The organism is Methylorubrum sp. Q1 (assembly GCF_004683995.1).
Taxonomy (GTDB): domain Bacteria; phylum Pseudomonadota; class Alphaproteobacteria; order Rhizobiales; family Beijerinckiaceae; genus Methylobacterium.
In genome coordinates this window covers 64,603-86,215 of sequence record NZ_SRHQ01000017.1, presented here as the reverse complement: position 1 = coordinate 86,215, position 21,613 = coordinate 64,603, and the positions used below count along the sequence as shown (strand labels likewise).

20 protein-coding genes and 1 pseudogene are annotated in these 21,613 nt (G+C 68.8%); 8 read left to right on the top strand and 13 right to left on the bottom strand.

Annotated elements, in window-relative coordinates; all coding sequences use genetic code 11:
* Positions 1-23 precede the first annotated feature (23 nt).
* Entirely contained in the window at positions 24-1,721 is a 1,698-nt protein-coding gene (locus E4V01_RS16890; RefSeq protein WP_135299165.1) for a methyl-accepting chemotaxis protein, read from the bottom strand.
* Positions 1,722-1,962: 241 nt separating this feature from the next.
* A complete protein-coding gene (locus E4V01_RS16885; RefSeq protein ID WP_060768455.1) occupies positions 1,963-2,412 on the bottom strand; it encodes a tRNA (cytidine(34)-2'-O)-methyltransferase in 450 nt (149 codons plus the stop codon).
* Positions 2,413-2,536: 124 nt separating this feature from the next.
* On the opposite strand from E4V01_RS16885, the gene E4V01_RS16880 reads away from it, so the two are divergent.
* The 3 genes and pseudogenes from E4V01_RS16880 to E4V01_RS16870 all read left to right on the top strand — a co-directional run bounded on the left by E4V01_RS16880 (position 2,537) and on the right by E4V01_RS16870 (position 6,231).
* On the top strand, positions 2,537-4,393 hold the full coding sequence (locus tag E4V01_RS16880) for an ABC transporter ATP-binding protein (RefSeq protein ID WP_060768454.1): 1,857 nt from the start codon (positions 2,537-2,539) through the stop codon (positions 4,391-4,393).
* A gap of 16 nt (positions 4,394-4,409) precedes the next feature.
* Positions 4,410-5,817, top strand: a pseudogene (locus tag E4V01_RS16875) (MATE family efflux transporter).
* Between the two features lie 66 nt (positions 5,818-5,883).
* A complete protein-coding gene (locus tag E4V01_RS16870; RefSeq protein WP_135299132.1) occupies positions 5,884-6,231 on the top strand; it encodes a DUF3140 domain-containing protein in 348 nt (115 codons plus the stop codon).
* Between the two features lie 93 nt (positions 6,232-6,324).
* Here the strand turns inward: E4V01_RS16870 and mtnA are convergent, their stop codons facing one another.
* The 6 genes from mtnA to E4V01_RS16840 all read right to left on the bottom strand — a co-directional run bounded on the left by mtnA (position 6,325) and on the right by E4V01_RS16840 (position 12,143).
* Complete coding sequence (mtnA, locus tag E4V01_RS16865; protein ID WP_135299131.1) at positions 6,325-7,422, bottom strand: S-methyl-5-thioribose-1-phosphate isomerase; 1,098 nt, start codon at positions 7,420-7,422, stop codon at positions 6,325-6,327.
* 143 nt (positions 7,423-7,565) lie between these two features.
* Positions 7,566-7,769, bottom strand: coding sequence for a DUF1902 domain-containing protein (locus tag E4V01_RS16860; protein WP_060768451.1), 204 nt, complete (start codon positions 7,767-7,769; stop codon positions 7,566-7,568).
* A gap of 124 nt (positions 7,770-7,893) precedes the next feature.
* A complete protein-coding gene (serA, locus tag E4V01_RS16855; RefSeq protein WP_135299130.1) occupies positions 7,894-9,501 on the bottom strand; it encodes a phosphoglycerate dehydrogenase in 1,608 nt (535 codons plus the stop codon).
* Between the two features lie 158 nt (positions 9,502-9,659).
* The gene (locus tag E4V01_RS16850; RefSeq protein WP_060768449.1) at positions 9,660-10,835 is read right to left on the bottom strand and encodes a phosphoserine transaminase; all 1,176 of its coding nucleotides are present in this window, start codon (positions 10,833-10,835) and stop codon (positions 9,660-9,662) included.
* Between the two features lie 173 nt (positions 10,836-11,008).
* Positions 11,009-11,731: a tRNA (guanosine(37)-N1)-methyltransferase TrmD gene (gene trmD / locus E4V01_RS16845; protein WP_060768448.1), complete on the bottom strand. Its 723-nt coding sequence runs from the start codon at positions 11,729-11,731 to the stop codon at positions 11,009-11,011.
* Positions 11,732-11,840: 109 nt separating this feature from the next.
* On the bottom strand, positions 11,841-12,143 hold the full coding sequence (locus E4V01_RS16840) for a hypothetical protein (RefSeq protein WP_060768447.1): 303 nt from the start codon (positions 12,141-12,143) through the stop codon (positions 11,841-11,843).
* 109 nt (positions 12,144-12,252) lie between these two features.
* On the opposite strand from E4V01_RS16840, the gene E4V01_RS16835 reads away from it, so the two are divergent.
* The 3 genes from E4V01_RS16835 (at position 12,253) to E4V01_RS16825 (ending at position 15,677) form a co-directional block, all read left to right on the top strand.
* Positions 12,253-12,984 carry a class I SAM-dependent methyltransferase gene (locus E4V01_RS16835; protein ID WP_060768446.1) on the top strand — a complete coding sequence of 244 codons (732 nt, stop codon included), beginning with the start codon at positions 12,253-12,255 and terminating at the stop codon, positions 12,982-12,984.
* A 68-nt stretch (positions 12,985-13,052) separates the two neighbouring features.
* Positions 13,053-13,847 (top strand): DUF4239 domain-containing protein, encoded by a 795-nt coding sequence (locus tag E4V01_RS16830; protein ID WP_135299129.1) that lies wholly within the window; start codon positions 13,053-13,055, stop codon positions 13,845-13,847.
* Between the two features lie 192 nt (positions 13,848-14,039).
* On the top strand, positions 14,040-15,677 hold the full coding sequence (locus tag E4V01_RS16825; RefSeq protein WP_371688527.1) for a methyl-accepting chemotaxis protein: 1,638 nt from the start codon (positions 14,040-14,042) through the stop codon (positions 15,675-15,677).
* A gap of 103 nt (positions 15,678-15,780) precedes the next feature.
* Here E4V01_RS16825 and rimM read toward each other — a convergent pair whose 3' ends face one another.
* From rimM to E4V01_RS16800, 5 genes are all read right to left on the bottom strand, one after another.
* On the bottom strand, positions 15,781-16,464 hold the full coding sequence (rimM, locus tag E4V01_RS16820) for a ribosome maturation factor RimM (protein ID WP_135299127.1): 684 nt from the start codon (positions 16,462-16,464) through the stop codon (positions 15,781-15,783).
* Positions 16,465-16,591: 127 nt separating this feature from the next.
* Positions 16,592-16,954 carry a 30S ribosomal protein S16 gene (gene rpsP, locus E4V01_RS16815; RefSeq protein WP_003601547.1) on the bottom strand — a complete coding sequence of 121 codons (363 nt, stop codon included), beginning with the start codon at positions 16,952-16,954 and terminating at the stop codon, positions 16,592-16,594.
* The gene (locus E4V01_RS16810) at positions 16,954-17,301 is read right to left on the bottom strand and encodes a chorismate mutase (protein ID WP_060768442.1); all 348 of its coding nucleotides are present in this window, start codon (positions 17,299-17,301) and stop codon (positions 16,954-16,956) included. Before E4V01_RS16810 ends, rpsP begins: the two co-directional genes overlap by 1 nt.
* Entirely contained in the window at positions 17,298-18,860 is a 1,563-nt protein-coding gene (gene ffh / locus E4V01_RS16805) for a signal recognition particle protein (RefSeq protein ID WP_060768441.1), read from the bottom strand. The genes E4V01_RS16810 and ffh overlap by 4 nt, the downstream gene beginning before the upstream one ends.
* Before the next feature lie 18 nt (positions 18,861-18,878).
* Positions 18,879-19,100 (bottom strand): glutathione S-transferase, encoded by a 222-nt coding sequence (locus tag E4V01_RS16800; RefSeq protein ID WP_135299126.1) that lies wholly within the window; start codon positions 19,098-19,100, stop codon positions 18,879-18,881.
* 297 nt (positions 19,101-19,397) lie between these two features.
* Here E4V01_RS16800 and E4V01_RS16795 point away from each other — a divergent pair, with 297 nt between their 5' ends.
* Positions 19,398-19,904 (top strand): hypothetical protein, encoded by a 507-nt coding sequence (locus E4V01_RS16795; RefSeq protein WP_135299125.1) that lies wholly within the window; start codon positions 19,398-19,400, stop codon positions 19,902-19,904.
* Between the two features lie 610 nt (positions 19,905-20,514).
* On the top strand, positions 20,515-21,600 hold the full coding sequence (locus E4V01_RS16790) for an aromatic ring-hydroxylating dioxygenase subunit alpha (protein WP_060768439.1): 1,086 nt from the start codon (positions 20,515-20,517) through the stop codon (positions 21,598-21,600).
* Positions 21,601-21,613: the final 13 nt, after the last annotated feature.

Sequence of the window (21,613 nt, the reverse complement as noted above, 5' to 3'; positions counted from 1 at the left end):
TCCGTCGTGTCGTGGTGTGTGGGTCAGGCGGCTCGGACGGTTGCGAGGAAGCGCTGCACTTCCGCCGACAGATGTTCGGACTGTTGCGACAGCTCGGCGGACGAGGTGAGGACTTGGCTCGCGGCGATGCCGGTCTCTTCGGAAGCCTGGGCCACACCGGAGATGTTGCGCGTCACCTCTGAGGTGCCGGTCGATGCCTGCGCCACGTTGCGCACGATTTCCTGCGTGGCGGCACCCTGTTGCTCGACGGCGGCGGCGATGCCGGTCGCGACGTTGTTGATCTCCCGGATCCGGCTCGTGATCGCGCCGATCGCCGTGACCGCTTGATCCGTAACCCCCTGGATCTCGCCGATCTGACCCGAGATCTCCTCGGTGGCGCGCGCCGTCTGGCTGGCCAGTTCCTTCACCTCGGACGCCACGACCGCGAAGCCGCGGCCGGCTTCGCCCGCCCGCGCCGCCTCGATGGTCGCGTTCAGCGCCAGGAGGTTGGTCTGGGAGGCGATGTTGGAGATCAGGCCGACCATGTCGCCGATCCGGGCCGAGGTGGTCCGCAAAGCCTGGACGAGATGGGTGGTCTGGTCGGCCTCGCCCACGGCCGCCTGCGCCAGGCCAGCGGAGCCCTGAACCTGACGGCCGATCTCCTGAACCGAAACCCCGAGCTCCTCGGCGGCGGCCGCAACCGTGCCGACATTGGAGGCGGCTTCCTCGGCGGCGGCAGCGACCGTGGTGGATTGCGTTGCGGTCTCGGTCGCGCTCGCGGTCATCTGCTGCGCGGTGGCCTGCAATTCCGTCGCCGAGGAGGAGACCATGCCGACGATGCCGCCGACCGCCGCCTCGAAGCCGTCGGCCAGCTCGATCATCGTGCGCTTGCGCTCTGCCGCCGCGGCGTCGTCCGTACGCCGGCGCACCTCGGCCTCCTCGGCGGCCTTGCGGGCCACCATGGCCTTGATGCCCTCGACGGCCCGACCGACGGCACCGATCTCGTCGCCGCGGGTGGCCTCGTTGATTTCGGCGTCGGTCTCCCCGCCCGCCATACGCTGCAGGACGTTGACCAAGCGGCCGAGCGGGCGGGTCACCGCGAACACGGTGATCAGGCCGGCCAGTGTCATGGCGCCCAGCAGGCCGACGGTCGCCAACCCGATGAGTGTATAGGTTCCGCGATCGGCGGCTTCGATCGCCTGAGTCTTCGCCGTGGCCAGCTCATTGTGCAGGATCGTGGCCCGGCTCTGCATCCACTCGTTCAGCTTGAGCCGGGCCGGGATTCCGACGTCGCGCGCGATCCGGAACGCCTCGTCACCCTGCTGACGCATGCCGAGATCGTACACGCGGTCGAGCAATTCAAAGAAGCCGTCGACATCCTTGCGCAGGGCTATGTTGGTGGCCCGCCGCTCCGGCGTTTCGGCCGCGGCGAGGAGCCGGTCGGTCGCTTCGCGCGCCTCGGTCATGCCGGCCTGCTGCTTGATCCGGAAGCGCGATCTGTTCTCCGGATTGCTTTCGAGCAGCATGTTGCGGTCCATGACCGCCGCCTCGGTAATGCCGCCGCGCAGGTGCATCAGTGCGTTCAGGCGCACTGCTTGGACATCGACGATTCGGACCGTCTGCTCAGACAGGCTGCGCATCACGTCGCGCGCATAGACGATGAGGCCGGTACTGACCATAAGTGTCAAAAGGAGTGGCAGGGCGATCTTGATAATCAACTTGGAGTTTCTGAAAAAATGCATCGTGATACCGGCCTTATCGAGAGATAACTCGAATCGATAACGCGGTGATTGAGTAAAATTGAAGTTAACATATTTAATGGCTGGCGAGCGCTCGGCGATCATCGAGAGTCGATAAAGCCGCGTTTTATGAAGTCATCGCGTCTCCGTTCGATGTCGAAGGTCGCGCATTTCGAGGGCGGGCGTGGGACGCGATGCGCGGCAGGCTCGTCGATTCGTTCGGCGGCACGATCGATCGCCTCCGTCACCCCACCTGCCGGATCGCCTCGCCCAGCATCATCGCGGCGCAGACCGCGACGTTGAGCGAGCGTAGACCCGGCCGGATTGGCACGACGACACGGGCATCGGCGGCCGCGTGGATCGCCTCCGGCACGCCGGCGGATTCGCGGCCCATCAGTAGGCAGTCGCCGTCGCGGAACGCGTGCTGCGTGTAGGGCACAGAGCCGGTGGTGGTGGCGAGCACGAGGCGGATCCCGGCCACGCGCCGCCACGCCTCGAAGGCGTCCCAGGAACGGTGCCGGGTGATCGCGACGTGGTCGAGATAGTCCAGCCCCGAGCGGCGCAGGTGCCGGTCGGACACGTCGAAGCCCGCCGGCTCGATGATCTCCACCGCGATCCCGAGGCAGGCGGCCATGCGCAGCATCGTTCCCGTGTTCTGCGGGATGTCGGGCTGGTAGAGGGCGAGGCGCAGCATCGGCGGTGGGGGTTTTCGAAGGGACAAGGCGGGGCAGGGTCTTGCCTGCGGCATGGGCGCGGGGTTGGCCCGGCGTCAAGGAGCCTTACCTGAGCCTCTCATTCCTGACTTGGTCCCAAAAAACATGTTCCTCGATTGGCTCGAGCGTCGCATCGATCCGTTCGCGCCCTTCGATGACCGGCGCATGCCGCCGAAGACGGTGCTCGGCTTCGCGGGTTTCTATCTGCGGCCGATCCGCTTCGCGCTGGCGGCCCTGTTCGTCATCGCCGTGATCGCGGGCGGGATCGAGGCCTCGCTCTATCTGCTCATGCGCTGGTTCATCGACCTGATGAACGCGGCCGACCGCACCACCGTCCTCTCCGACAACGCCGTGCCGCTGACGCTCGCTGCGTTGCTGCTCCTCGTGGTGCGCCCGCTGGCGGCCTTCCTGCACGAACTGGCCTCGAACCAGCTCATCGTGCCGCAATCGACCAACCAGATCCGCTGGCGCACGCATCTCTACACACTTGGCCACTCGCTCTCGTACTTCCAGGCGGATTTCGCCGGGCGGCTGGCCAACCGCACGGTCCAGGTCGGGCCGGCGGTGCGCGAACTCGCGGTCGTGTTCATCGATACGCTGCTCTACGTGGCGATCTACGCGGTCACCGCGATCGGGCTGTTCTCCTCGATCTCGGGCTGGCTGGCGCTTCCCGTCGTCCTCTGGGTGGTGGCCTATGCCGGGCTGACGTGGTGGTTCGTGCCGCGCGCGCGCAAGCGCTCGCATCTGACCGCCGAGACCCGCTCGACCCTGATCGGCCGGGTGGTCGACAGCTACACCAACATCATGACCGTGAAGCTCTTCGCCCGCGACCGCGAGGAGCGCGCCACCGTGCGCGACGCGGTCGATACCCACACCCGCGCTTATCTCCACCAGTTCCGGCTCACCACGCTGACGACGAGCCTGCTGGCGGGGCTCAACAGCCTGCTCCTGTTCGCCACCGCCGCCGTCTGCTTCGCGCTGTGGCAGCGCGGCGCGCTGACGACCGGCGAGGCCTCGGCCGGTCTGGCGCTGATCCTGCGGCTCATGGCGATGTCGGGCTGGGTGATGCAGACCGTGCGCGGCGTGTTCGAGAATGTCGGCGTGATCCAGGAGAGCATGCAGACCATCGCCCGTCCGCACGGCCTCACCGATGCCCCCGATGCGAAGACGCTCATCGTCACCGGGGGCGACATCCGCTTCGAGAACGTGGATTTCCACTATGGCCGGGGTGATGCCAGCATCATCGAGGATCTGTCCTTCCACATCCGCCCGGGTGAGAAGGTCGGCCTCGTCGGCGTCAGCGGGGCGGGCAAGAGCACCATCACCGCGCTTCTGCTACGCCTGCACGACGTCGAGGGCGGGCGCATCCTGATCGATGGGCAGGACATCGCCGGGGTGACCCAGGATTCCCTGCGCGAAGCCATCGCCATGGTCAGCCAGGACACGTCGCTGCTGCACCGCTCGATCCGCGACAACATCCGCTACGGCCGCCCGGATGCGAGCGACGCCGAGGTCGAGCAGGCGGCGCGGCTGGCGCACGCCCACGACTTCATCCTCGATCTCGTGGACCACAAGGGGCGGCGCGGCTACGAAGCCCATGTCGGCGAGCGCGGGGTGAAGCTCTCGGGCGGGCAGCGCCAGCGCATCGCGATCGCCCGCGTCATCCTCAAGGACGCGCCGATCCTGATCCTCGACGAGGCGACGAGCGCCCTCGACAGCCAGGTCGAGGCGGCGATCCAGGAGGCGCTCGACACGCTGATGGGCGACAAGACCGTGCTCGCCATCGCCCACCGGCTCTCGACCATCGCTGCGCTCGACCGGCTGATCGTGATCGACAGCGGCCGGATCGTCGAGGAAGGCACCCACGCCGAACTGATCCGCCGGGGCGGGCTCTACGCCGACCTGTGGCGGCGCCAGTCCGGCGGCTTTTTGGGAGACCGTGCGCCGGCTCCCGCTTCGTGACACGGGGACGGATGTCGTGACGGTTTCACCGAGCCTCGCGGCGAGCGGCCTGCGCCGGCCGCCGGCCTCGCCCTGGTGGGACGAGTTGCGCGCGACCTGCCGGCTTTCCGCCCCGCTCGTCCTCATCAATCTCGCCCAGCACGGTCTGGTCGCCTCGAACGCGGTGCTGCTCGGCCGGCTCGGCGCCGAGCCCATCGCCGCGGGTGCGCTCGCCACCAGCCTCTACCTGCTGCTGTTCATCGGCGGCATCGGCCTCACCTCCAGCGTCGCCCCCCTCGTCGCGGAGGCCGTCGGGCGCGGGGGCGGACGAGGTGCGGCGCACGGTTCGGGCAGGCCTGTGGGTCGGGTTCCTCGTGACGCTCGCGCTGATGCCGGGGCTCTGGTTCACGGAAGGGCTGCTGATCGCGCTCCACCAGGAGCCGGCCGTCGCCCGCGAGGCCGGCGCGTACATGCGGGTGCTGCAATGGTGGATGTTCCCCGCCCTCGCCTTCATGGTGCTGAAAGGCGCGCTCGCCGCGCTCCAGCGCCCGGGGCCGCCGCTCGCCGTGAGCCTCGCCGCGCTTCCGCTCAACATCGCGCTGGGGGCCTTCTTCGCCTTCGGCCCGCCGGATCTCGGCATCGTCGGCGTCGCGCTCGGCACCGTGATCACCGAGTTCCTGGCGATCGCCGCCCTGGTCGCGGTGATCCGGCTCGACGGGGGCCTCCGCCGCCACCGCATGTTCGCCCGCCTCTGGCGCTTCGACGCCGAGCGCCTCGCCCGCGTCGTGCGGGTCGGCCTGCCGATGGGCGTGGCGGGCATCGCCGAGGCCGGGTTGTTCGAGGCGGCCACGGTGGCAATGGGCACCTTCGGCACGCTGCCGCTCGCCGCCCACGCGATCACGCTGCAGATCGCCGCGACCTGCTTCATGGTGCCCAACGGCATCGGGCAGGCGGCGACGGTGCGGGTCGGCCGCGCCTATGGCGCCGCGGACCGGGCGGGTCTGCGCCGCGCGGGCGCCGTCGCGCTCTGGCTCGGCTTCGGCTTCATGGTGGCCTGCGCGCTGGTGCAGCTTTTCGCGCCGCATATGCTGATCGGGCTGTTCCTCGACACCGAGGCACCCGGCGCGGCCCAGGTCTATCCCGTCGCCGCCGGCTTCCTGATCTTCTCGGCTCTGTTCGCGATCTCGGACGGCGTGCAGTCGGTGGCACTGGGAGCCTTGCGCGGCTTGCAGGATACCAAGGTGCCGATGCTGATCGCGCTGTTCGGCTACTGGGTCATCGGTGTGCCGCTCGGGGCGGCGCTGGCCTGGGGCGCCGGTATGGGCGGACGCGGGATCTGGGCGGGCTTCTGCGCCGGTCTTCTCGTGGTCTCGGTGGCGCTGGTGATCCGCTGGCGGCGGCTGAGCGCCGGCCGGCCGCGCGTCCCAAGCGCGCAGCCGGGTTGAGGCCGGAACCGCCTCCGAAACGCCCCCGTTCCCGCCCCGAGAATACCGGGAGGATTGAGGGGCGCCATGGCCGAGAAAGACGATCACGAGGCGATCTGGAAGGACTTCAAGGGCGCGGTGAACATGACCGCCTCGGCCCTCGAGACATTCCTCGAGACCGACGAGAGCCAATCGGTCGGCCAGAAGAAGGACGGCGGCGAGGCGACCGGCCACAAGGAGGGCCGCCGCATCGTCGAGATCCTTCACAAGAAGAAGGCCGACCTCAGCGACGACGACTACGCCCACATGAGGAAGGTGACCGGCTACGTGAACCGCCACCTCAAACAGGGCGGACCGGAGGACAAGTCCAAGACCGAAGACTCACCCTGGCGGCTGTCGCTGATGAACTGGGGCCACGATCCACTGAAGGATTGACGGTCCGCTGGTTAAACGGCCTCACAAAACGCCCGGTCTCCGACCGTTCTCGCTCCGGCGATGACAGCGCGGCGGGAGCTTTGTGGGAGACACTCAGGCGGCCCGGCGCCGCTCCGGATAGAGCCCGGCCAAGCCGTCCTCGGAGGCGTCGCAGACGCCCCGCTCGGTGATGATGCCGGTGACGAGGCGGGCGGGCGTCACGTCGAAGGCCGGGTTGGCCACCGGGCTGCCGGGCGAGACCACCGCGACGGTGGCGAAGGCGCCGTCGTCGGTGCGGCCGGTGAGATGAGTGACCTCGCGGGCGTCGCGCTCCTCGATCGGGATGTCGCGCACCCCGTCGGACAGGGTCCAGTCGATCGTCGAGAACGGCAGCGCCGCGTAGAACGGGATGCGGTTGTCGGTGGCGGCCAGCGCCTTCAGGTAGGTGCCGATCTTGTTGCAGACGTCGCCCGACGCCGTGGTGCGGTCCGAGCCGACGATGCAGATATCGACCTGCCCGTGCTGCATCAGGTGGCCGCCGGCATTGTCGGCGATCACGGTGTGCGGCACGCCGTGGGCGTTCAGCTCGAAGGCGGTGAGCGCCGCGCCCTGGTTGCGCGGCCGGGTCTCGTCCACGAAGACGTGGACCGGCACGCCGGCATCATGCGCCACGTAGATCGGCGCCAGCGCCGTGCCCCAATCGACCGTGGCGAGCCAGCCGGCGTTGCAATGGGTCAGCACGTTGACCGGCCCCCCCTTCTTGGCGGCGATCTCGGACAGGATCTTGGCGCCATGCTCGCCGATGGCGCGGCAACTCGCGACGTCCTCGTCGGCGATGGACGCGGCCTCCGTGAAAGCGAGCGCCTCACGCGCCGATTCCGGGGCGCGGCGCAGCACGGTGGCCATCCGGTCGAGCGCCCAGCGCAGGTTGATCGCGGTCGGCCGGGTCGCGGCGAGCGTCGCGGAAGCTCGCTCGATCCCCGCCTCGCTCGCATCCTGCCGCATGGCCAGCGCCATGCCGTAGGCGGCGGTGACGCCGATCAAGGGCGCGCCGCGCACCACCATCGTACGGATCGCCACCGCCGCATCGTCGAGGTTCGCCAGCCGCTTCAGTTCGAAGGCGAAGGGCAGCCGGGTCTGGTCGATGACCGAGACGGCATCGCCGTCGGCCTCGGGGAAGATGGTGCGGTAGGGGCGGCCGTCGATCTTCATGGGGTGCTCGCGCGTGAGAGCATCGGCTCGGCAGCGGCCAGGGCCGTCCGGAGCGATGCCTGACGATGTCTCATCGCGCGACTGTGTCGCCAGGATGGCCCCGGCCGGTCAAGCCGTCCGAGGCCGTCTTTCGGACGGCGTCTTCAGCGGTTCACCCGTTCGACGTAGATGTCGATATAGGCGCCGTCTTCGAGGCCGAGCAGGTCGCGGATCATGCCGGGCAGCTTGCACAGCAGGGCCGGCATGGTCGGCGCCTCGGTGGCGAGGCCCGGCACCGGCGAGTCGTGCACGAAGAAGACGCCGGCCGCCTCGTCCCAGGCGCAGCGAACGGTGAATTTGCGGGCCATCGCGCGATCCTCATGTTCAGGGGCAAGGGGGGACGGCGCGGGGAGCGTCGTGCCGTCATTGTCGAGGGGGCGGCCGGGATCGTCCGCCGGGGGCTTGCCGGCCTCAGCCGGGGGCTTGCCGGCCTCAGAAGCGTACGGGGCGGACACGCTTCACCTGCGGGATCGCTTCGATCGCCTTAAGAACCTCGGGAGATACCTCGGCATCGACCGCCACGAAGGCGATCGCGTTGCCGCCCTCGGCCTCGCGGCCCAGCGCGAAGGTCGCGAGGTTGACGCCGGCCTCGCCGAGCACGGTGCCGAAGCTGCCGACGAAGCCCGGCTTGTCGTGGTTGCGCACGTAGAGCATCAGCGGCGCGAAGGGTGCGTCGATGTTGATGCCGCGGATCTCGATGATGCGCGGCTTGCCGTCGTTGAAGACGGTGCCGGCGGCGTCGCGCGGCATGTCTTCGGCATCCACGGCGATGCGCACCACCGATTCGTAGTCGCTGGCCCCGCCCTCACGCTTGATCTCGTCGATGACGATCCCGCGATCCCGCGCGATCACGGGGGCCGAGACCATGTTCACCTCTTGCAGGATCGGGCGCAGCACGCCGGTCACCGCCGCCGAGGTCAGCGCCCGGGTGTTCATCCCGGCCACCGCGCCCTCGTAGGTGATGCGGATGCCCTTGATCGGTGCTTCCGTGAGCTGGCCCAGGAACGAGCCGAGTTTTTCGCACAGGGCGACGAACGGCTTGAGGCGCGGCGCTTCCTCGGCCGAAATCGAGGGGAAGTTGATCGCGTTGGTGATGGCGCCGCTGAGGAGGTAATCCGCCATCTGCTCGGCGATCTGGAGCGCGACGTTCTCCTGCGCCTCGGAGGTCGCGGCGCCGAGATGCGGCGTGCAGATCACGTTCGGGTGGCCGAAGAGCGGGTTCTCGGTCGCCGGCTCGGTCACGAACACGTCGAGGGCAGCGCCCGCGACATGACCGGAATCCAAGGCGGCGCGGAGAGCGCTCTCGTCCACGAGGCCGCCGCGGGCGCAGTTGACGATGCGCACGCCGCGCTTGGTCTTGGCGAGGTTTTCCTCCGAGAGGATGTTGCGGGTCTTGTCGGTGAGCGGCACATGCAGGGTGATGATGTCGGCCCGCGCCAGCAATTCGTCGAGTTCGACCTTCTCGACGCCGATCTCGACGGCGCGCTCCGGCGTCAGGAAGGGATCGTAGGCGACGACCTTCAGCTTGAGTCCGATCGCCCGGTCGGCGACCACGGCGCCGATATTGCCACAGCCGACGATGCCGAGCGTCTTGGCCGTCAGCTCGACGCCCATGAAGCGGTTCTTCTCCCACTTGCCGGCCTGCGTGGAGGCGTCCGCCGCCGGGATCTGGCGGGCGAGCGCGAAGATCAGGGCGATGGCGTGCTCGGCGGTGGTGATCGAGTTGCCGAACGGCGTGTTCATCACGATCACGCCCTTGGCGGTCGCGGCTGGGACATCGACGTTGTCGACACCGATGCCGGCGCGGCCGACCACCTTCAGCCGGGTGGCCTCGGCGAGCAGCTTGCCCGTCACCTTGGTGGCGGAGCGGATGGCGAGACCGTCATATTGGCCGATGATGGCGGCCAGGGCGTCCTTGTCCTTGCCGAGGCCGGGCTGGAAATCGACCTCGATGCCGCGATCGCGGAAGATCTGGACGGCGGCGTCGGACAGGGCGTCGGAGATCAGGACTTTCGGCTTGTTCGTGGCAAGCTTGGGCATGGAAGCACCTCGCGTCGGGCAGGCGCGCAGGATCGCTCGCGATTGCGCGAGACGTGTCCGGCCGGCGCCGTGCGCGGACAAAAGACCGGTGGATCGCTGGAGCGCGTCGATAAGCAAATGGCCGGTCCTGCGACCGGCCATCACGACGTCTCAGACCCTCAGGCCGCGGCGGCGGCGAGCGCCGCCTTCTCCTGGGCGAAGGCCCAGTCGAGCCAGGGGGTGAGCGCCGCGAGGTCGGAGGCCTCGACGGTGGCCCCGCACCAGATGCGCAGGCCGGCCGGTGCGTCGCGGTAGGCGCCGAAGTCGAAGGCGACGCCCTCGCGCTCCAGCCGCGTGACGAGGGCGGCGGCCAACGCCTTCACCGCGGCATCGCCCTTGGCGAGCACGTCCGGATCGGTGATCACGAGGCAGACGCCGGTGTTCGAGTAGGTCGCCGGGTCCACCGCGAGGTGGCCGATCCAGGGGGTGCGCGCCACCCAGTCGTGGATCACCCGCGCATTGGCGTCCGCCCGCGCATGCAGCGCGTCGAGGCCGCCGATGCTCTGCGCCCATTTCAGGGTGTCGAGGTAGTCCTCGACCGCGAGCATCGAGGGCGTGTTGATCGTGTCGCCCTTGAAGATGCCCTCGATCAGCTTGCCGCCCTTGGTGAGGCGGAACACTTTCGGGATCGGCCAGGCCGGCGTGTGGCTCTCGAGACGCGCCACGGCGCGCGGTGAGAGGATCAGCATGCCGTGCGCGGCCTCGCCGCCCATCACCTTCTGCCAGGAATAGGTGACGACATCGAGCTTGTCCCACGGCAGCGGCATCGCGAAGGCGGCCGAGGTCGCGTCGCAGATCGTGACGCCCTCGCGGTCGTCGGCGATCCAGTCGGCGTGCGGGACCTTCACGCCGGCGGTGGTGCCGTTCCAGGTGAAGACGACGTCGTTGTTCTTGGTGTCGATCGCATCGAGCTTGGGCAGGATGCCGTGCTCGCCGACATGCACCTTCGGGTCGATCCGGAGTTCCTTGAGCGCGTCGGTGACCCATTCGGCGCCGAAGGAATCCCAGGCCATGACCTCGACGGTCTTCGGGCCGAGCATCGACCACATCGCCATCTCGACGGCGCCGGTATCCGAGCCGGGGACGATGCCGATGCGGTAATCGGCGGGGATGCGCAGAACCTTGCGGGTCAGCTCGATGGCCTCGGCGAGCTTGGCCTTGCCGACGGCCGAGCGGTGCGAGCGGCCGAGCGCTGCACCGGAGAGGGCATCGAGGGTCCAGCCGGGACGCTTGGTCGTGGGGCCGGACGAGAAATAAGGCACGCGCGGACGCGCGGCGGGCATTTGAGCCGTCATGTCATCCATCCTTCCAGATGGTTGCCTCCCGTTGGGGGGAGGTGTCCCGCCGCTGGAAATGACGGATCACGCGCCGCAATGCAAGTGGTCATTCTTGCATTCCGCGCCCTGTGTGCTGCCGGTGACGGAGCGATCGTTCAGTTGCCGGAAGAATAGATGTGTAGACGATCCCTCTAAGGTTCGTCCCGCTTCAGCAGGTCGGGCCGGCGCGCCCGCGTCAGCGCGCGGCTGCGCTCGGACCGCCAGCGGGCGATGGCGGCGTGGTTGCCGCCCATCAGCACGTCGGGAATCGTCCGGCCCTCCCATTCTCGGGGCCGGGTGTAGTGCGGGTATTCGAGCAGTCCGCCCTCGAAGCTCTCCTCGACGCCCGAGGCGTGCTTGCCCATCACGCCGGGCAGCAGGCGCACGCAGGCGTCGATGAGCACCAGGGCCGCGATCTCGCCGCCCGAGAGCACGTAATCGCCGATCGAGATCTCTTCCAACGCGCGCGCCTCGATCACCCGCTCGTCCACACCCTCGAAGCGGCCGCAGACGATGATGGCGCCCGGCCCTTCGGCCAGCGCCCGTACGCGGCTCTGCGTCAACGGCCTTCCACGTGGGGACATGAGGAGGCGGGGGCGGGGATCGACCGCCGACGCCGCGGCGTCGATGGCGGCGCCGAGCACGTCGCAGCGCAGCACCATCCCGGCGCCGCCGCCGGCCGGCGTGTCGTCCACGTTGCGGTGGCGGCCGAGCCCGTGCTCGCGGATCTGACGCGGCTCCAGGCTCCACGTCCCCCGACCCAGCGCGTCCCCCGACAGCGAATGACCCAGCGGGCCGGGAAACATCTCCGGGTAGAGGGTCAGGACGGTGGCCCGCCAGGGGGCCGCCGTGCCGGGGAGAATGGGCTCGCTCATGCCGCTTGATGGCGGCGGCGGGCGGGCCGGTCAACGGAGGCGACCCGCCCCATCCTCGTTGAGAAGTGCGAGGGTCGGCCCCTGGAAAACGATGGTGCCGACGCGACGGTCAGCGCCGGGCCATCGGCGCCCGCCGCTTCGGTTGGGAATGCCGATGGCTCTTGAGCTGCCGTTGCGGGCGCTGGCGGATGCGGCGCTCGGCCGGCTCCATGCCGGGCTCGGCAGAGGGCTCGGCGGAATATCCGGACGGCCGGTTCACCGTCGAGAGGCCGAACGTATCGGGCGAGCCCATGGGAAGCCCGACCGTCGCGCCGGGCATCCCCTGCGCCTGAGCGAGGCTCGCGGGGGGGAGCGTCAGTGCGAGAGCGGCGGAGGCCGCGAGAATCGCGTTGCGAAGGATCGGGTTGTGCATGGAGCTCTCGTTCGCGTCTGGGTTCGGGCCTGCCTCGACAGAACGGGGACGGTTCGCGAAGGTTCGCGCCGGCCGGTGCGTTCCGCCCATTCGCGCGTTGAACGCCGGCATGATCCGCTTTGCCGCCGCCCTCGTCCTCCTGTCGCTTCCGGCCATCGCGGCCGAGCCGCTCGCGCCTCCCGGCGCGCCGGCCGAGCGATTCCCGCGGCCCGACCGGCCGGTCGCCGAGATCGTCGCGCCGCAATGGGCGGACGAGCGGGAGCGCGACAAGGCCGACGAGGTGGGGCAGGTCGCCCGCCTGATGCGGATCGCCCCCGGCGAGACGGTGGCCGATATCGGCGCGGGCAGCGGCTACTACGTGTTCCGCCTGAGCCCCCGCGTCGGCCCGCAGGGGCGCATTCTCGCGCAGGACATCACGCCGGACTACCTCGCCGATCTGGAGCGCCGGCTCGCGGAATCGGGGTTGTCCAACGTCACCGTGGTGCGCGGAGAGGCGCACGACCCGCGCCTGCCGACCGGCTCGGTCGATGCGGCCGTGCTGGTCCACATGTACCACGAGATCGCCCAGCCCTTCGGCCTGCTCTGGAACCTCGCCGCCGCGATCAAGCCGGGCGGCCGGGTCGGGATCGTCGATGCCGACGCGATCCCCTCGCGCCACGGCACGCCGCCGAAGCTTCTGCGCTGCGAACTCGCGGCCGTCGGCTTTCGCGAGGTGTCGTTGACGCGGCTGAAGGGCGGCGTCGGCTATCTCGCCGTCTTCGAGGCGCCCGCACCCGACCGGCGGCCCGCACCGGAAACGATCCGGCCCTGCCGGGACGAGGCCACCCGCGAGAAGCGCTGACGCGTCTTTACCGAATCGGAGTGGTTCGCCAGCCACGCTGCCGGCCCGTCCTCGCAGTCCGTTCGGCAATGATCCTCGACCTCTGGCTCGACCAACCCGTCTGGTTGATGTTCACCCTCCTCTCGGGCGTCTTCCTTGCGCTCTGTCTGCTGCTGAGCCTGCTCTCGACCCTGCCGTGGACGCGGGCGGGGATGCGCCTGCTCGCGACCGGTATCGTGCCGCCGTATATCGGCGTGATCGCGGTGCTGCTCGCGCTGCTGACGGGCTTCGTCGCCAACGATGCCTGGGAGCGTCAGCGGCAGGCCAGCCGCGTGCTCCAGGCCGAGCGCTCGCATGCACTCGCGGTCTACGACCTCAGCATCGCCTCGGCGCCGGACATGAGCGGCCTGCGCACCTCGCTCTTCGCCTATCTCGATGCCGTGGTGAAGGAGGAGTGGCCGTCCATGGCCGCGACCGGCGCCTCGGCTCCCGCCGCCGGCCAAGCGCTCGGGCGTCTGCTCCAGACCGCGGCCGACCCGAGCACCGCCGCGGAGGCGGGGCAGGCGACGCACGCCGCGCTGCTCGATGCGGTGATGCAGCTCCGCTCGACCCGCAGCGAGCGCCTCGCGCTCAGCGCCGCCCGCAGCGACGAGAGCAAATGGCTGACGCTGCTCGTGCTCGCCGCCCTGACGCTGACGGCGATCGCCCTCGTGCATTGCGAGCGCCCGTTCGCGCAGGCGACGACGCTCGCCCTGTTCTCCGCGGCGATGGTGACGACGCTCGGCGTGGTCGCTCTGCACGAGCGCCCCTTCGACGGACCCCTGGCGCTGTCGTCCGAACCGATCCGTCTTGCCCGCGCTGCAATGGAGGCGGGCACACGCTGAGCGGCTCGTTGCGCATCGCCACGTTTGAGGCGAATTACATCATGCTGATCAGCGTGATGTGAGCGCTTTTTAACATTTTTAAAATGCATTGGATATCAAAGGACAATCGAAGGTTTGTCCACATCCAGAGCGGATAGAATGTAAGCCATGTCTCATATTAAAATATTTGCGAAGTTTATATCAGTTATTGTGATGATCACCATTATAGTTGGGGGGTGTATCTGGTTTGCACAGTCACGCATGAGTAGTATTGACGAAACCTATAGCCTCTTCATCGTCCGTGAGGCAAAGGCTGTGTCCAATGCACGCCGCTCCAATCAGCTGATCTTCGAGTTGAATTACTGGGTCTTCCGGATCATCGCCGAGACCGATCCGGCCCAGATGAAGGCTGCCAACGAGGGCTTCGAGGCGGCGCTTCCGACCATGCGGCAGACCCTGAGCGAGTTGCGCGGGCAGGCACCGACCTTCGCGGCGCGCCTGGATGAGCAGACCGCGCGCGTCGAACGCTTCGTCAAGGATGTCAGTGAGATCCGCCGTCTCGGCACCCTGAACCAGAACGCCGAGGCAATCGATTTGATGCACGGCACGGTCGACCCAACCCTTGCTGCCATGGTCGCCGAGGGCGGTAAACTGGCCAGCGACATCTCTGCCTATATGGAGAAGAGCTCCGATCTGCTCACCGATCAGACCAACGCCACCCGCTACAGCCTGATGGGCATCGGTGCGCTGGGCATGCTGTTCGGTCTCGCTGCGGCGATCTTCGTCTCCGTCGTCGGCATCACGCGTCCGTTGGGCAACTTGGTCCGCGTCCTCCAGCGGATGGCCAAGGGTGAAATCGACACCAAGATCAAGGAAGCGGACCGCGGTGACGAGATCGGTGCGGTCGGCCGTGCGGTCGAGGATATCAAGACAATGGTGGCTCGGAAGGCCGCCGAGCAGGCGGAGATCAAGCGCATCGCCGACGAGGCCGCCGCCGCCGAGCGCAAGCGTACCATGGTGGAACTCGCCGACGGGTTCGAGACGGCGGTCGGGTCGATCGTCGGCATGGTCACGGCTTCCGCCACGGAATTGCAGGCCACGGCGCAGCAGATGACGGCCACCGCTACCGAGACCGCCAGCCAGTCCACCACGGTCGCCGCCGCGGCTGAGGAGGCGGCGACCAACGTCAGCACGGTCGCGACCGCGGCCGAGGAACTGGGCGCGTCGGTGCAGGAGATTGGCCGGCAGGTGTCGGGCTCGGCCGATCTGGCTGAGACTGCGGTCGCCGAAGCTCACGAAACCACGCAGCTGGTGCAGGAACTCAAGCAGGCCGCCGAACAGATCGGCGCCATGGTCGGCATGATCTCGAACATCGCCGGCCAGACCAACCTGCTCGCCCTCAACGCGACGATCGAGGCGGCCCGCGCCGGCGAGGCGGGGCGCGGCTTTGCGGTCGTCGCCACCGAGGTCAAGGAACTCGCCAACCAGACGGCGCGCGCCACCGAAGAGATCAGTCAGCGCATCGGCCAGGTGCAGGGGGTGACCGATCAGGCGGTCGGCGCGATCGGCGGCATCGGCAACCGCATCCGCGAGATCAACGCGGTGGTCGCCGGCATCGCGGCGGCGGTCGAGCAGCAGGGCGCGGCAACTCAGGAGATCGTGCGCAACGTGGCCCAAGCTTCCACGGGCACGACGGAGGTGACGAGCAACATCGCGGGCGTGGCGCAAGCCTCCGAGGAGACCGGAGTGGCAGCCAGTCAGGTCCTTTCGTCGGCATCCGAGCTGTCCCAGCAGTCCGAACGCCTCTCGGCGGAAGTCGACCGGTTCCTAACGACGGTTCGTGCCGCCTGACCTCAGTGTTGAGGAAGTCGCCGAATGCGTCCGGGGTCGATTTTCAATCCGGACGCTTGGACCATCGTCCCGAAAGCCGGGAACCACCTTTCGGGACGATTCTCTACCCCGGATCGTCGGCAGGCTTCGGCCCCGGCGGGGCGAACAGGTCGTCCGGCGGATCGGCCACGACCTTCCCGCCCGCGAGATCGAGGGTCGGCACGAAGGCCTTGGTGAAGGGCAGGAGCGCGGTCGGCCCGCCGGCTGCCGGGCGGATCTCGAGCAGATCGCCGCCGCCGAAATTCGGCACCGCCACGATGGTGCCGATCGCCACTCCGGCCCCGTCCTCGACCGTGAGCCCGATCAGGTCGGTGAGGAAGAACTCGTCTTCGTCCTCCACCTCGCCCAGACGCTCGCGGGCGATGGAGAGGGTGACGCGGTTGAGGGCTTCGGCGCCGCTGCGGTCGTCCACGCCCTTCACCCGCACGATTAGCAGGTCGGGGGAGCCGCCGGAGGCGGGGCGGACGCTGGCGAGTTCGAGGAAGCGTCCGTCGGAGGCGTGCAACGGGCCGTAGCCCGCGATCGCCAACGGCTCGCCGGTAAAGGATTTCAGCCGCACTTCGCCGTGCAGCCCGTGCGGCCGGCCGAACTCGCCGAGCAGAACGAGCCCCGGATCGGGGGAGGCGGGCGGGGGCGGCTTGGCGCCCGGCGGCTTGCGGGCTGAGGTCACGGCTTCCGGCGCGAGGCGGTCGGCGGGGCGGTCGAACCGCGCAGGTCCGCGCGATGAGGAGCCGGGGCGGCGAGCCATGCAGAGTGCCTCGATGACGGCGCGTTTGTCCCGTCCCCTGACGGGGTGGGAGCGAGGGTGGGGGGGTGCCCGAGGCATCCCCCACCCCGGAAGACCCCTCCCCGCAGGGGGGAGGGGATTGGAAGACTTACGCCGCGGCGTCTTCGGCCGGGGCGGCAGCCTTCTCGGCGCGCTTGGCGGCGCGCTCCTTGGCCTTCTCGCCCGGCTCGGCCTTCTGCGGGTTGTTGCGGGTCGGGCGCTTGGCGAGGCCGGCGGCGTCGAGGAAGCGCAGGACGCGGTCGGTCGGCTGCGCGCCCTTGGCGAGCCAGGACTGGATCTTTTCGTTGTCGAGCACGATCCGGGCCGGATCGTCCTTGGCCTTCATCGGGTCGTAGGCGCCGACCTTGTCGATGAAGCGGCCGTCGCGCGGGGCGCGGGCGTCGGCGATGACGATGCGGTAGTACGGGCGCTTCTTGGCGCCGCCACGGGTGAGACGGATCTTGAGGGACATCAGTCGTTCCTTTCGGTGTCGGGTTTCGCAGTGGTGTTGTGATCGACGCTTTCGGCGATCGTCCGGTGGTGCCGAATGACTTCCTTGACCACGAAGGCGAGGAATTTCTCGGCGAAATCGGGGTCGAGCTTGGCTTCGACCGCGAGATTTCTCAGGCGCTTGACCTGACGGGCCTCCCGATCCGGATCGGAGGGAGGCAGACCCTTGCGGGCCTTCAACTCGCCGACTCGCTGGGTGCAGCGGAAGCGTTCGGCGAGCAGATGGATGAGCGCGGCATCGAAGTTGTCGATGCTCTCGCGCAGGCCTGCCAGCTCGGGATCGATCCCCTGTGCGGACAAGATCGTCATTTCTTCTTACCCGGCAGGAAGCCGCCGAGGCCCGGCATCTTCGGTCCGCCCAAACCCGGCAGGCCCGGCATCTTTCCGGCCCCGAGCCCCGCCGGCATCGGCGGCAGCTTGCCGCCGAACTGCTTCTCGATCTCCGCGATCTGCTCCGGCGTCGGCTCCGGCATGCCCGGCGGCAGCTTCATCCCGCCCGGCAGCCCGCCCGGCATGCCGCCGCCGAGGCCGAACATATTGCCGAGCGCCTGGCCGATGCCGCCGCGTTTGCCCGAACCCATCGCCTTCATCATGTCGGCCATGGTCCGGTGCATCTTGAGGAGCTTGTTGATCTCCTCGACCTTGACGCCGGCACCCGCCGCGATGCGCTTCTTGCGGCTGTTCTTGAGCAGATCCGGATTCTTGCGCTCCGCAGGCGTCATCGAGGAGATGATGGCGCGCTGGCGCTTGAACATCTTCTCGTCGAGGTTGGCGCCCTCGACCTGCTTCTTCATCTGCCCCATGCCGGGCAGCATCCCCATCAGGCCGCCGATGCCGCCCATCTTCTCCATCTGGGCGAGCTGCATCGACAGGTCTTCGAGATCGAACTTGCCCTTCCGCATCTTCTCGGCGGTGCGCAGGGCCTGCTCGTGGTCGATCGTCTCGGCCGCCTTCTCGACGAGCGAGACGATGTCGCCCATGCCGAGGATGCGGTTGGCCACCCGCTGCGGGTGGAATTCCTCCAGCGCATCGACCTTCTCGCCGACGCCGACGAGCTTGATCGGCTTGCCGGTGACGGCGCGCATGGAGAGCGCCGCGCCGCCGCGGGAATCGCCGTCCATGCGGGTCAGCACGATACCGGTGACGCCGAGGCGCTCGTCGAAGGCGCGCGCGGTGTTGACCGCGTCCTGGCCGGTGAGCGCGTCGGCTACCAGCAGGACTTCGTGGGGTCTCGTCGCCGCCTTCACCTCGGCGGCCTCGTTCATCAGGCCTTCGTCGACCGTGGTGCGGCCGGCCGTGTCGAGCATGACCACGTCGAAACCGCCGAGGCGGGCGGCTTCCATGGCACGCTTGGCGATCTGCACCGCCGACTGGCCGGCGACGATCGGCAGGCTCTCGACCTCGACTTGCTTGGCGAGCACCGCCAACTGCTCCATCGCCGCGGGACGCCGCGTGTCGAGGGAGGCGAGCAGCACCCGGCGCTTGTCACGCTGGTTCAGCCGCCGGGCGATCTTGGCGGTGGTGGTCGTCTTGCCCGAGCCCTGGAGGCCGACCATGAGGATGGCGACAGGGGCGGGCGCGTTGAGATCGACGACGCTGGCATCGGTGCCGAGCATCGCGATGAGCTCGTCGTTGACGATCTTCACGACCATCTGGCCGGGCGTCACCGACTTGAGGACGACGGCGCCCACCGCCTTCTCGCGCACCTTGTCGGTGAACGAGCGCACCACCTCCAGCGCCACGTCCGCTTCGAGGAGTGCGCGGCGCACCTCGCGCATGGCGGCGGTGACGTCGGCTTCCGTCAGCGCACCGCGGCGCGTCAGGCCGGAGAGGATGCCGGAGAGGCGGTCGGAAAGGCCTTCGAACATGTGTCGCGTCAGCCTGGGCTACTGGTGAAGGCCGGCATTGGCCACGCGGCGCGCGCGCAGCGCATCCTCGAAGGCCGCCACCGCGCGGGCGAACTTGTCCCGGCACGCCGCATCGCAGAAGCCGACCACCGCACCGTTGTAGAGGGTCAGCGCCTCGGGCACGATCGGCTTGCCGGACCACGGGCAGAGGTCGTTGACCGCATCCTCGATGCGAAGGGTGGTGTCGCTCGCGGGCGCCATGGCAGGGCTCGTTTGACGCTTCGGCGCACGCGCGGCAACGACAAGGGCGCCCGAGGGCGCACACGCGCTGTCGGACGTTGACCTCCGGCCCCTCGGGCCGGTCGGCGGCTCATCGTGACGTTCGAACGTCGAAATGGAGCCGGGCGGATAGGCCCTGGACCGTCTCAAGTCAATCCCGGGCCCGTTTTCCACCCCGCTCCCGAAGGGGGCCCGCGCGGTGACCAAATTGGGGCTGTGCCCGAAAAGCACGTAAGCGGACGGTTAAGCTTTACTCTTCGTTAAGCATGTTCGGGTCTGATGCTCATCGACGCACCGCTGGAGGTGCCCGAGGACTACCCGATGTCGGAACCCGCGCGACAGGCCCCGTCTCCCGAGCCCGGTCTCCGGACTCCCGCTGCCACCGCACCGCTGCGGGAATGGCTCGCCAGCATGCGCACCGCCGTGTCCGAGACGCCTGCCGTCGAGACGCGCGGCGCGGAGCCCGCTCCCGCCGAGCCGGAAGCCGAGGCCCGCAACAGCGGCTGGTCGCCCCGCCTCGTCTCCGTGGCCGCAAAATCGGCCGAGACCGCCGACGAGGACGTCGCCGAGATCATGGCCGAGAACATGATGCTGAAGGCCCGGCTCCGGCTGGAATCCGAACGCCGCGACGAGCTTCAGGTCATCCTGGCCCAGGAAATTCGCGAGCTGCGCGCCCACATCGCCGAAGAGGTCGGCAAAATGGACGACCTGCGGACCGAGCGCGACCTCTGGCGCGCCCGCTGCGAGGCCCTGGCCGCCCCGCTGTTCCAGGTTCAGCACCGCTGAACTGTTTCGAGATGCTTGAGGCTCTTGCTTTCGCGTCATCTTTTTCCCGAAAGCCGGCAACCACCTTTCGGGACGATGCTCTGGAAATGCGAAGGGCCGCCCCGAGGGGCGGCCCTTCCATTGTCGAACCGGTCAGTCCGACGAAACCTGCTGTGATCCCGCGGATGCGTTAGGCGCACACGCCGGAGGCAACAGTCCAGGTCTTGGTCGTCGGCGACGGCTGATGACAATGAGACACTGGATCACCTCCTTTCGTTCGTTGCGGATGAGCCCAAGGTAGGGGCGATTTTCGCCGTGCGAAAGACCCCTGGGCGGCCGTTCCGGTGCGTTGTCTCGCCGCGGTGCAGCATGCGGTCCGGCCACGGCACTCACTTACAGTGATTCCCCCGGCTTCTCCTCCGGCCTCAAGCGCCGGCGGCCGCCTCCGCGACCTTGGACTTTCGCTCCGCTCGATGTTTTTCCAAGATCGAGATCCTGGAAATCCGCGCCGCAAAGGCGCCCGAGCGGCTTCTTCGAGCGATAGCCCTGAAGGTCTCATATGCGTGCCGCTGGCCGGCGGCCTGCGAGGCGCCTAAAGAGGGCGCCCGTAGCATCGGGCCCTTCAGACACCATGTCCTCCGCCGCCGCCCCGCGCATCTCCACCGACGACGCCCTCGATCCGCGCGCCATGCGCGAGCCGTTGTCGAACGCCTGGTACTGCGCCGGCCGAGCCTCGGCGGTCGCGGGCGGAAAGATGCGGGCGGTCGCGCTCAACGGCGAGCAGGTCGTGCTCGGCCGGGCCAAGGACGGCAGCCTGTTCGCGCTGCGCGACCGCTGCCCCCATCGCGGCATGGCGCTGTCCAAAGGCAAGTTCGACGGCGACACGCTGATGTGCCCGTTCCACGGGTGGCGCTTCGGCACCGATGGGCGCTGCCGTGACGTGCCGACGCTCTCCGCACACGACGCCTCGGACTTCTCGCGCATCGCGGTCCAGCGCTTCCCCATCGTGGAGAGCGCGGGCTTCCTCTGGGTCAACCCGCATCTCGGCCCCTCCGACCCCGGCGCCGTGCCGGCGGCGCCCTCCCTCGATTTCGAGCCGGCCGGATGCCTCGTGCTCGAACTGGAGGTCGAAGCCTCGTTCGACCTGACGACGCTGAGCCTCGTCGATCCCGGCCACGTCGCCTTCGTCCACGACACGTGGTGGTTCCGGCCCTCGAAGGAGTTGCGGGAGAAGCTGAAGACGTTCCAGCCCGTACCGCACGGCTTCGTCATGACGAGCCACGCGACCACGACGAGTTCGCCGGTCTACCGCCTGCTCGGCGGCGCACCGGAGGTCGAGATCGAGTTCCGTCTGCCCGGCGTGCGGCTGGAGCGGATCAAGGCGGGCACGAAGCGCGTGGCGAACTACACTTTTGCCACGCCGATGGGGCCCAACCGGACGATGCTGACCAACGCGCTCTATTGGAGCATGCCGGCGCTCAACCTCCTGAAGCCGATCGCCCGGCCTCTGATGCGCCAGTTCCTGACCCAGGATCAGCAGGTGCTCCAGCACGCGCAGGCGGGCCTCGACCGCAAGCCGACCATGGTGCTGCTGGGTCAGGGCGACCTGCCCTCGCAATGGTATTTCCGCCTCAAGCGCGAGGCCCTGGAGGCGGCGCGCGAGAGCCGCCCCTTCGCCAACCCGCTGATCCGCCAGGAGCTGCGCTGGCGCTCCTGAGGCCCTGCGCCGC

Coding starts and splice junctions, on each gene's coding strand:
- E4V01_RS16870 (WP_135299132.1), top strand. CDS start 5,884: ATGGCCGAGAAAGACGATCACGAGGCGATCTGGAAGGACTTCAAGGGC.
- E4V01_RS16890 (WP_135299165.1), bottom strand. CDS start 1,721: ATGCATTTTTTCAGAAACTCCAAGTTGATTATCAAGATCGCCCTGCCA.
- E4V01_RS16830 (WP_135299129.1), top strand. CDS start 13,053: ATGATCCTCGACCTCTGGCTCGACCAACCCGTCTGGTTGATGTTCACC.
- E4V01_RS16850 (WP_060768449.1), bottom strand. CDS start 10,835: ATGACGGCTCAAATGCCCGCCGCGCGTCCGCGCGTGCCTTATTTCTCG.
- serA (WP_135299130.1), bottom strand. CDS start 9,501: ATGCCCAAGCTTGCCACGAACAAGCCGAAAGTCCTGATCTCCGACGCC.
- E4V01_RS16825 (WP_371688527.1), top strand. CDS start 14,040: ATGATCACCATTATAGTTGGGGGGTGTATCTGGTTTGCACAGTCACGC.
- E4V01_RS16840 (WP_060768447.1), bottom strand. CDS start 12,143: ATGCACAACCCGATCCTTCGCAACGCGATTCTCGCGGCCTCCGCCGCT.
- E4V01_RS16795 (WP_135299125.1), top strand. CDS start 19,398: ATGCTCATCGACGCACCGCTGGAGGTGCCCGAGGACTACCCGATGTCG.
- rimM (WP_135299127.1), bottom strand. CDS start 16,464: ATGGCTCGCCGCCCCGGCTCCTCATCGCGCGGACCTGCGCGGTTCGAC.
- E4V01_RS16880 (WP_060768454.1), top strand. CDS start 2,537: ATGTTCCTCGATTGGCTCGAGCGTCGCATCGATCCGTTCGCGCCCTTC.
- E4V01_RS16800 (WP_135299126.1), bottom strand. CDS start 19,100: ATGGCGCCCGCGAGCGACACCACCCTTCGCATCGAGGATGCGGTCAAC.
- E4V01_RS16860 (WP_060768451.1), bottom strand. CDS start 7,769: ATGGCCCGCAAATTCACCGTTCGCTGCGCCTGGGACGAGGCGGCCGGC.
- E4V01_RS16835 (WP_060768446.1), top strand. CDS start 12,253: ATGATCCGCTTTGCCGCCGCCCTCGTCCTCCTGTCGCTTCCGGCCATC.
- E4V01_RS16885 (WP_060768455.1), bottom strand. CDS start 2,412: ATGCTGCGCCTCGCCCTCTACCAGCCCGACATCCCGCAGAACACGGGA.
- E4V01_RS16810 (WP_060768442.1), bottom strand. CDS start 17,301: ATGACGATCTTGTCCGCACAGGGGATCGATCCCGAGCTGGCAGGCCTG.
- trmD (WP_060768448.1), bottom strand. CDS start 11,731: ATGAGCGAGCCCATTCTCCCCGGCACGGCGGCCCCCTGGCGGGCCACC.
- ffh (WP_060768441.1), bottom strand. CDS start 18,860: ATGTTCGAAGGCCTTTCCGACCGCCTCTCCGGCATCCTCTCCGGCCTG.
- rpsP (WP_003601547.1), bottom strand. CDS start 16,954: ATGTCCCTCAAGATCCGTCTCACCCGTGGCGGCGCCAAGAAGCGCCCG.
- E4V01_RS16790 (WP_060768439.1), top strand. CDS start 20,515: ATGTCCTCCGCCGCCGCCCCGCGCATCTCCACCGACGACGCCCTCGAT.
- mtnA (WP_135299131.1), bottom strand. CDS start 7,422: ATGAAGATCGACGGCCGCCCCTACCGCACCATCTTCCCCGAGGCCGAC.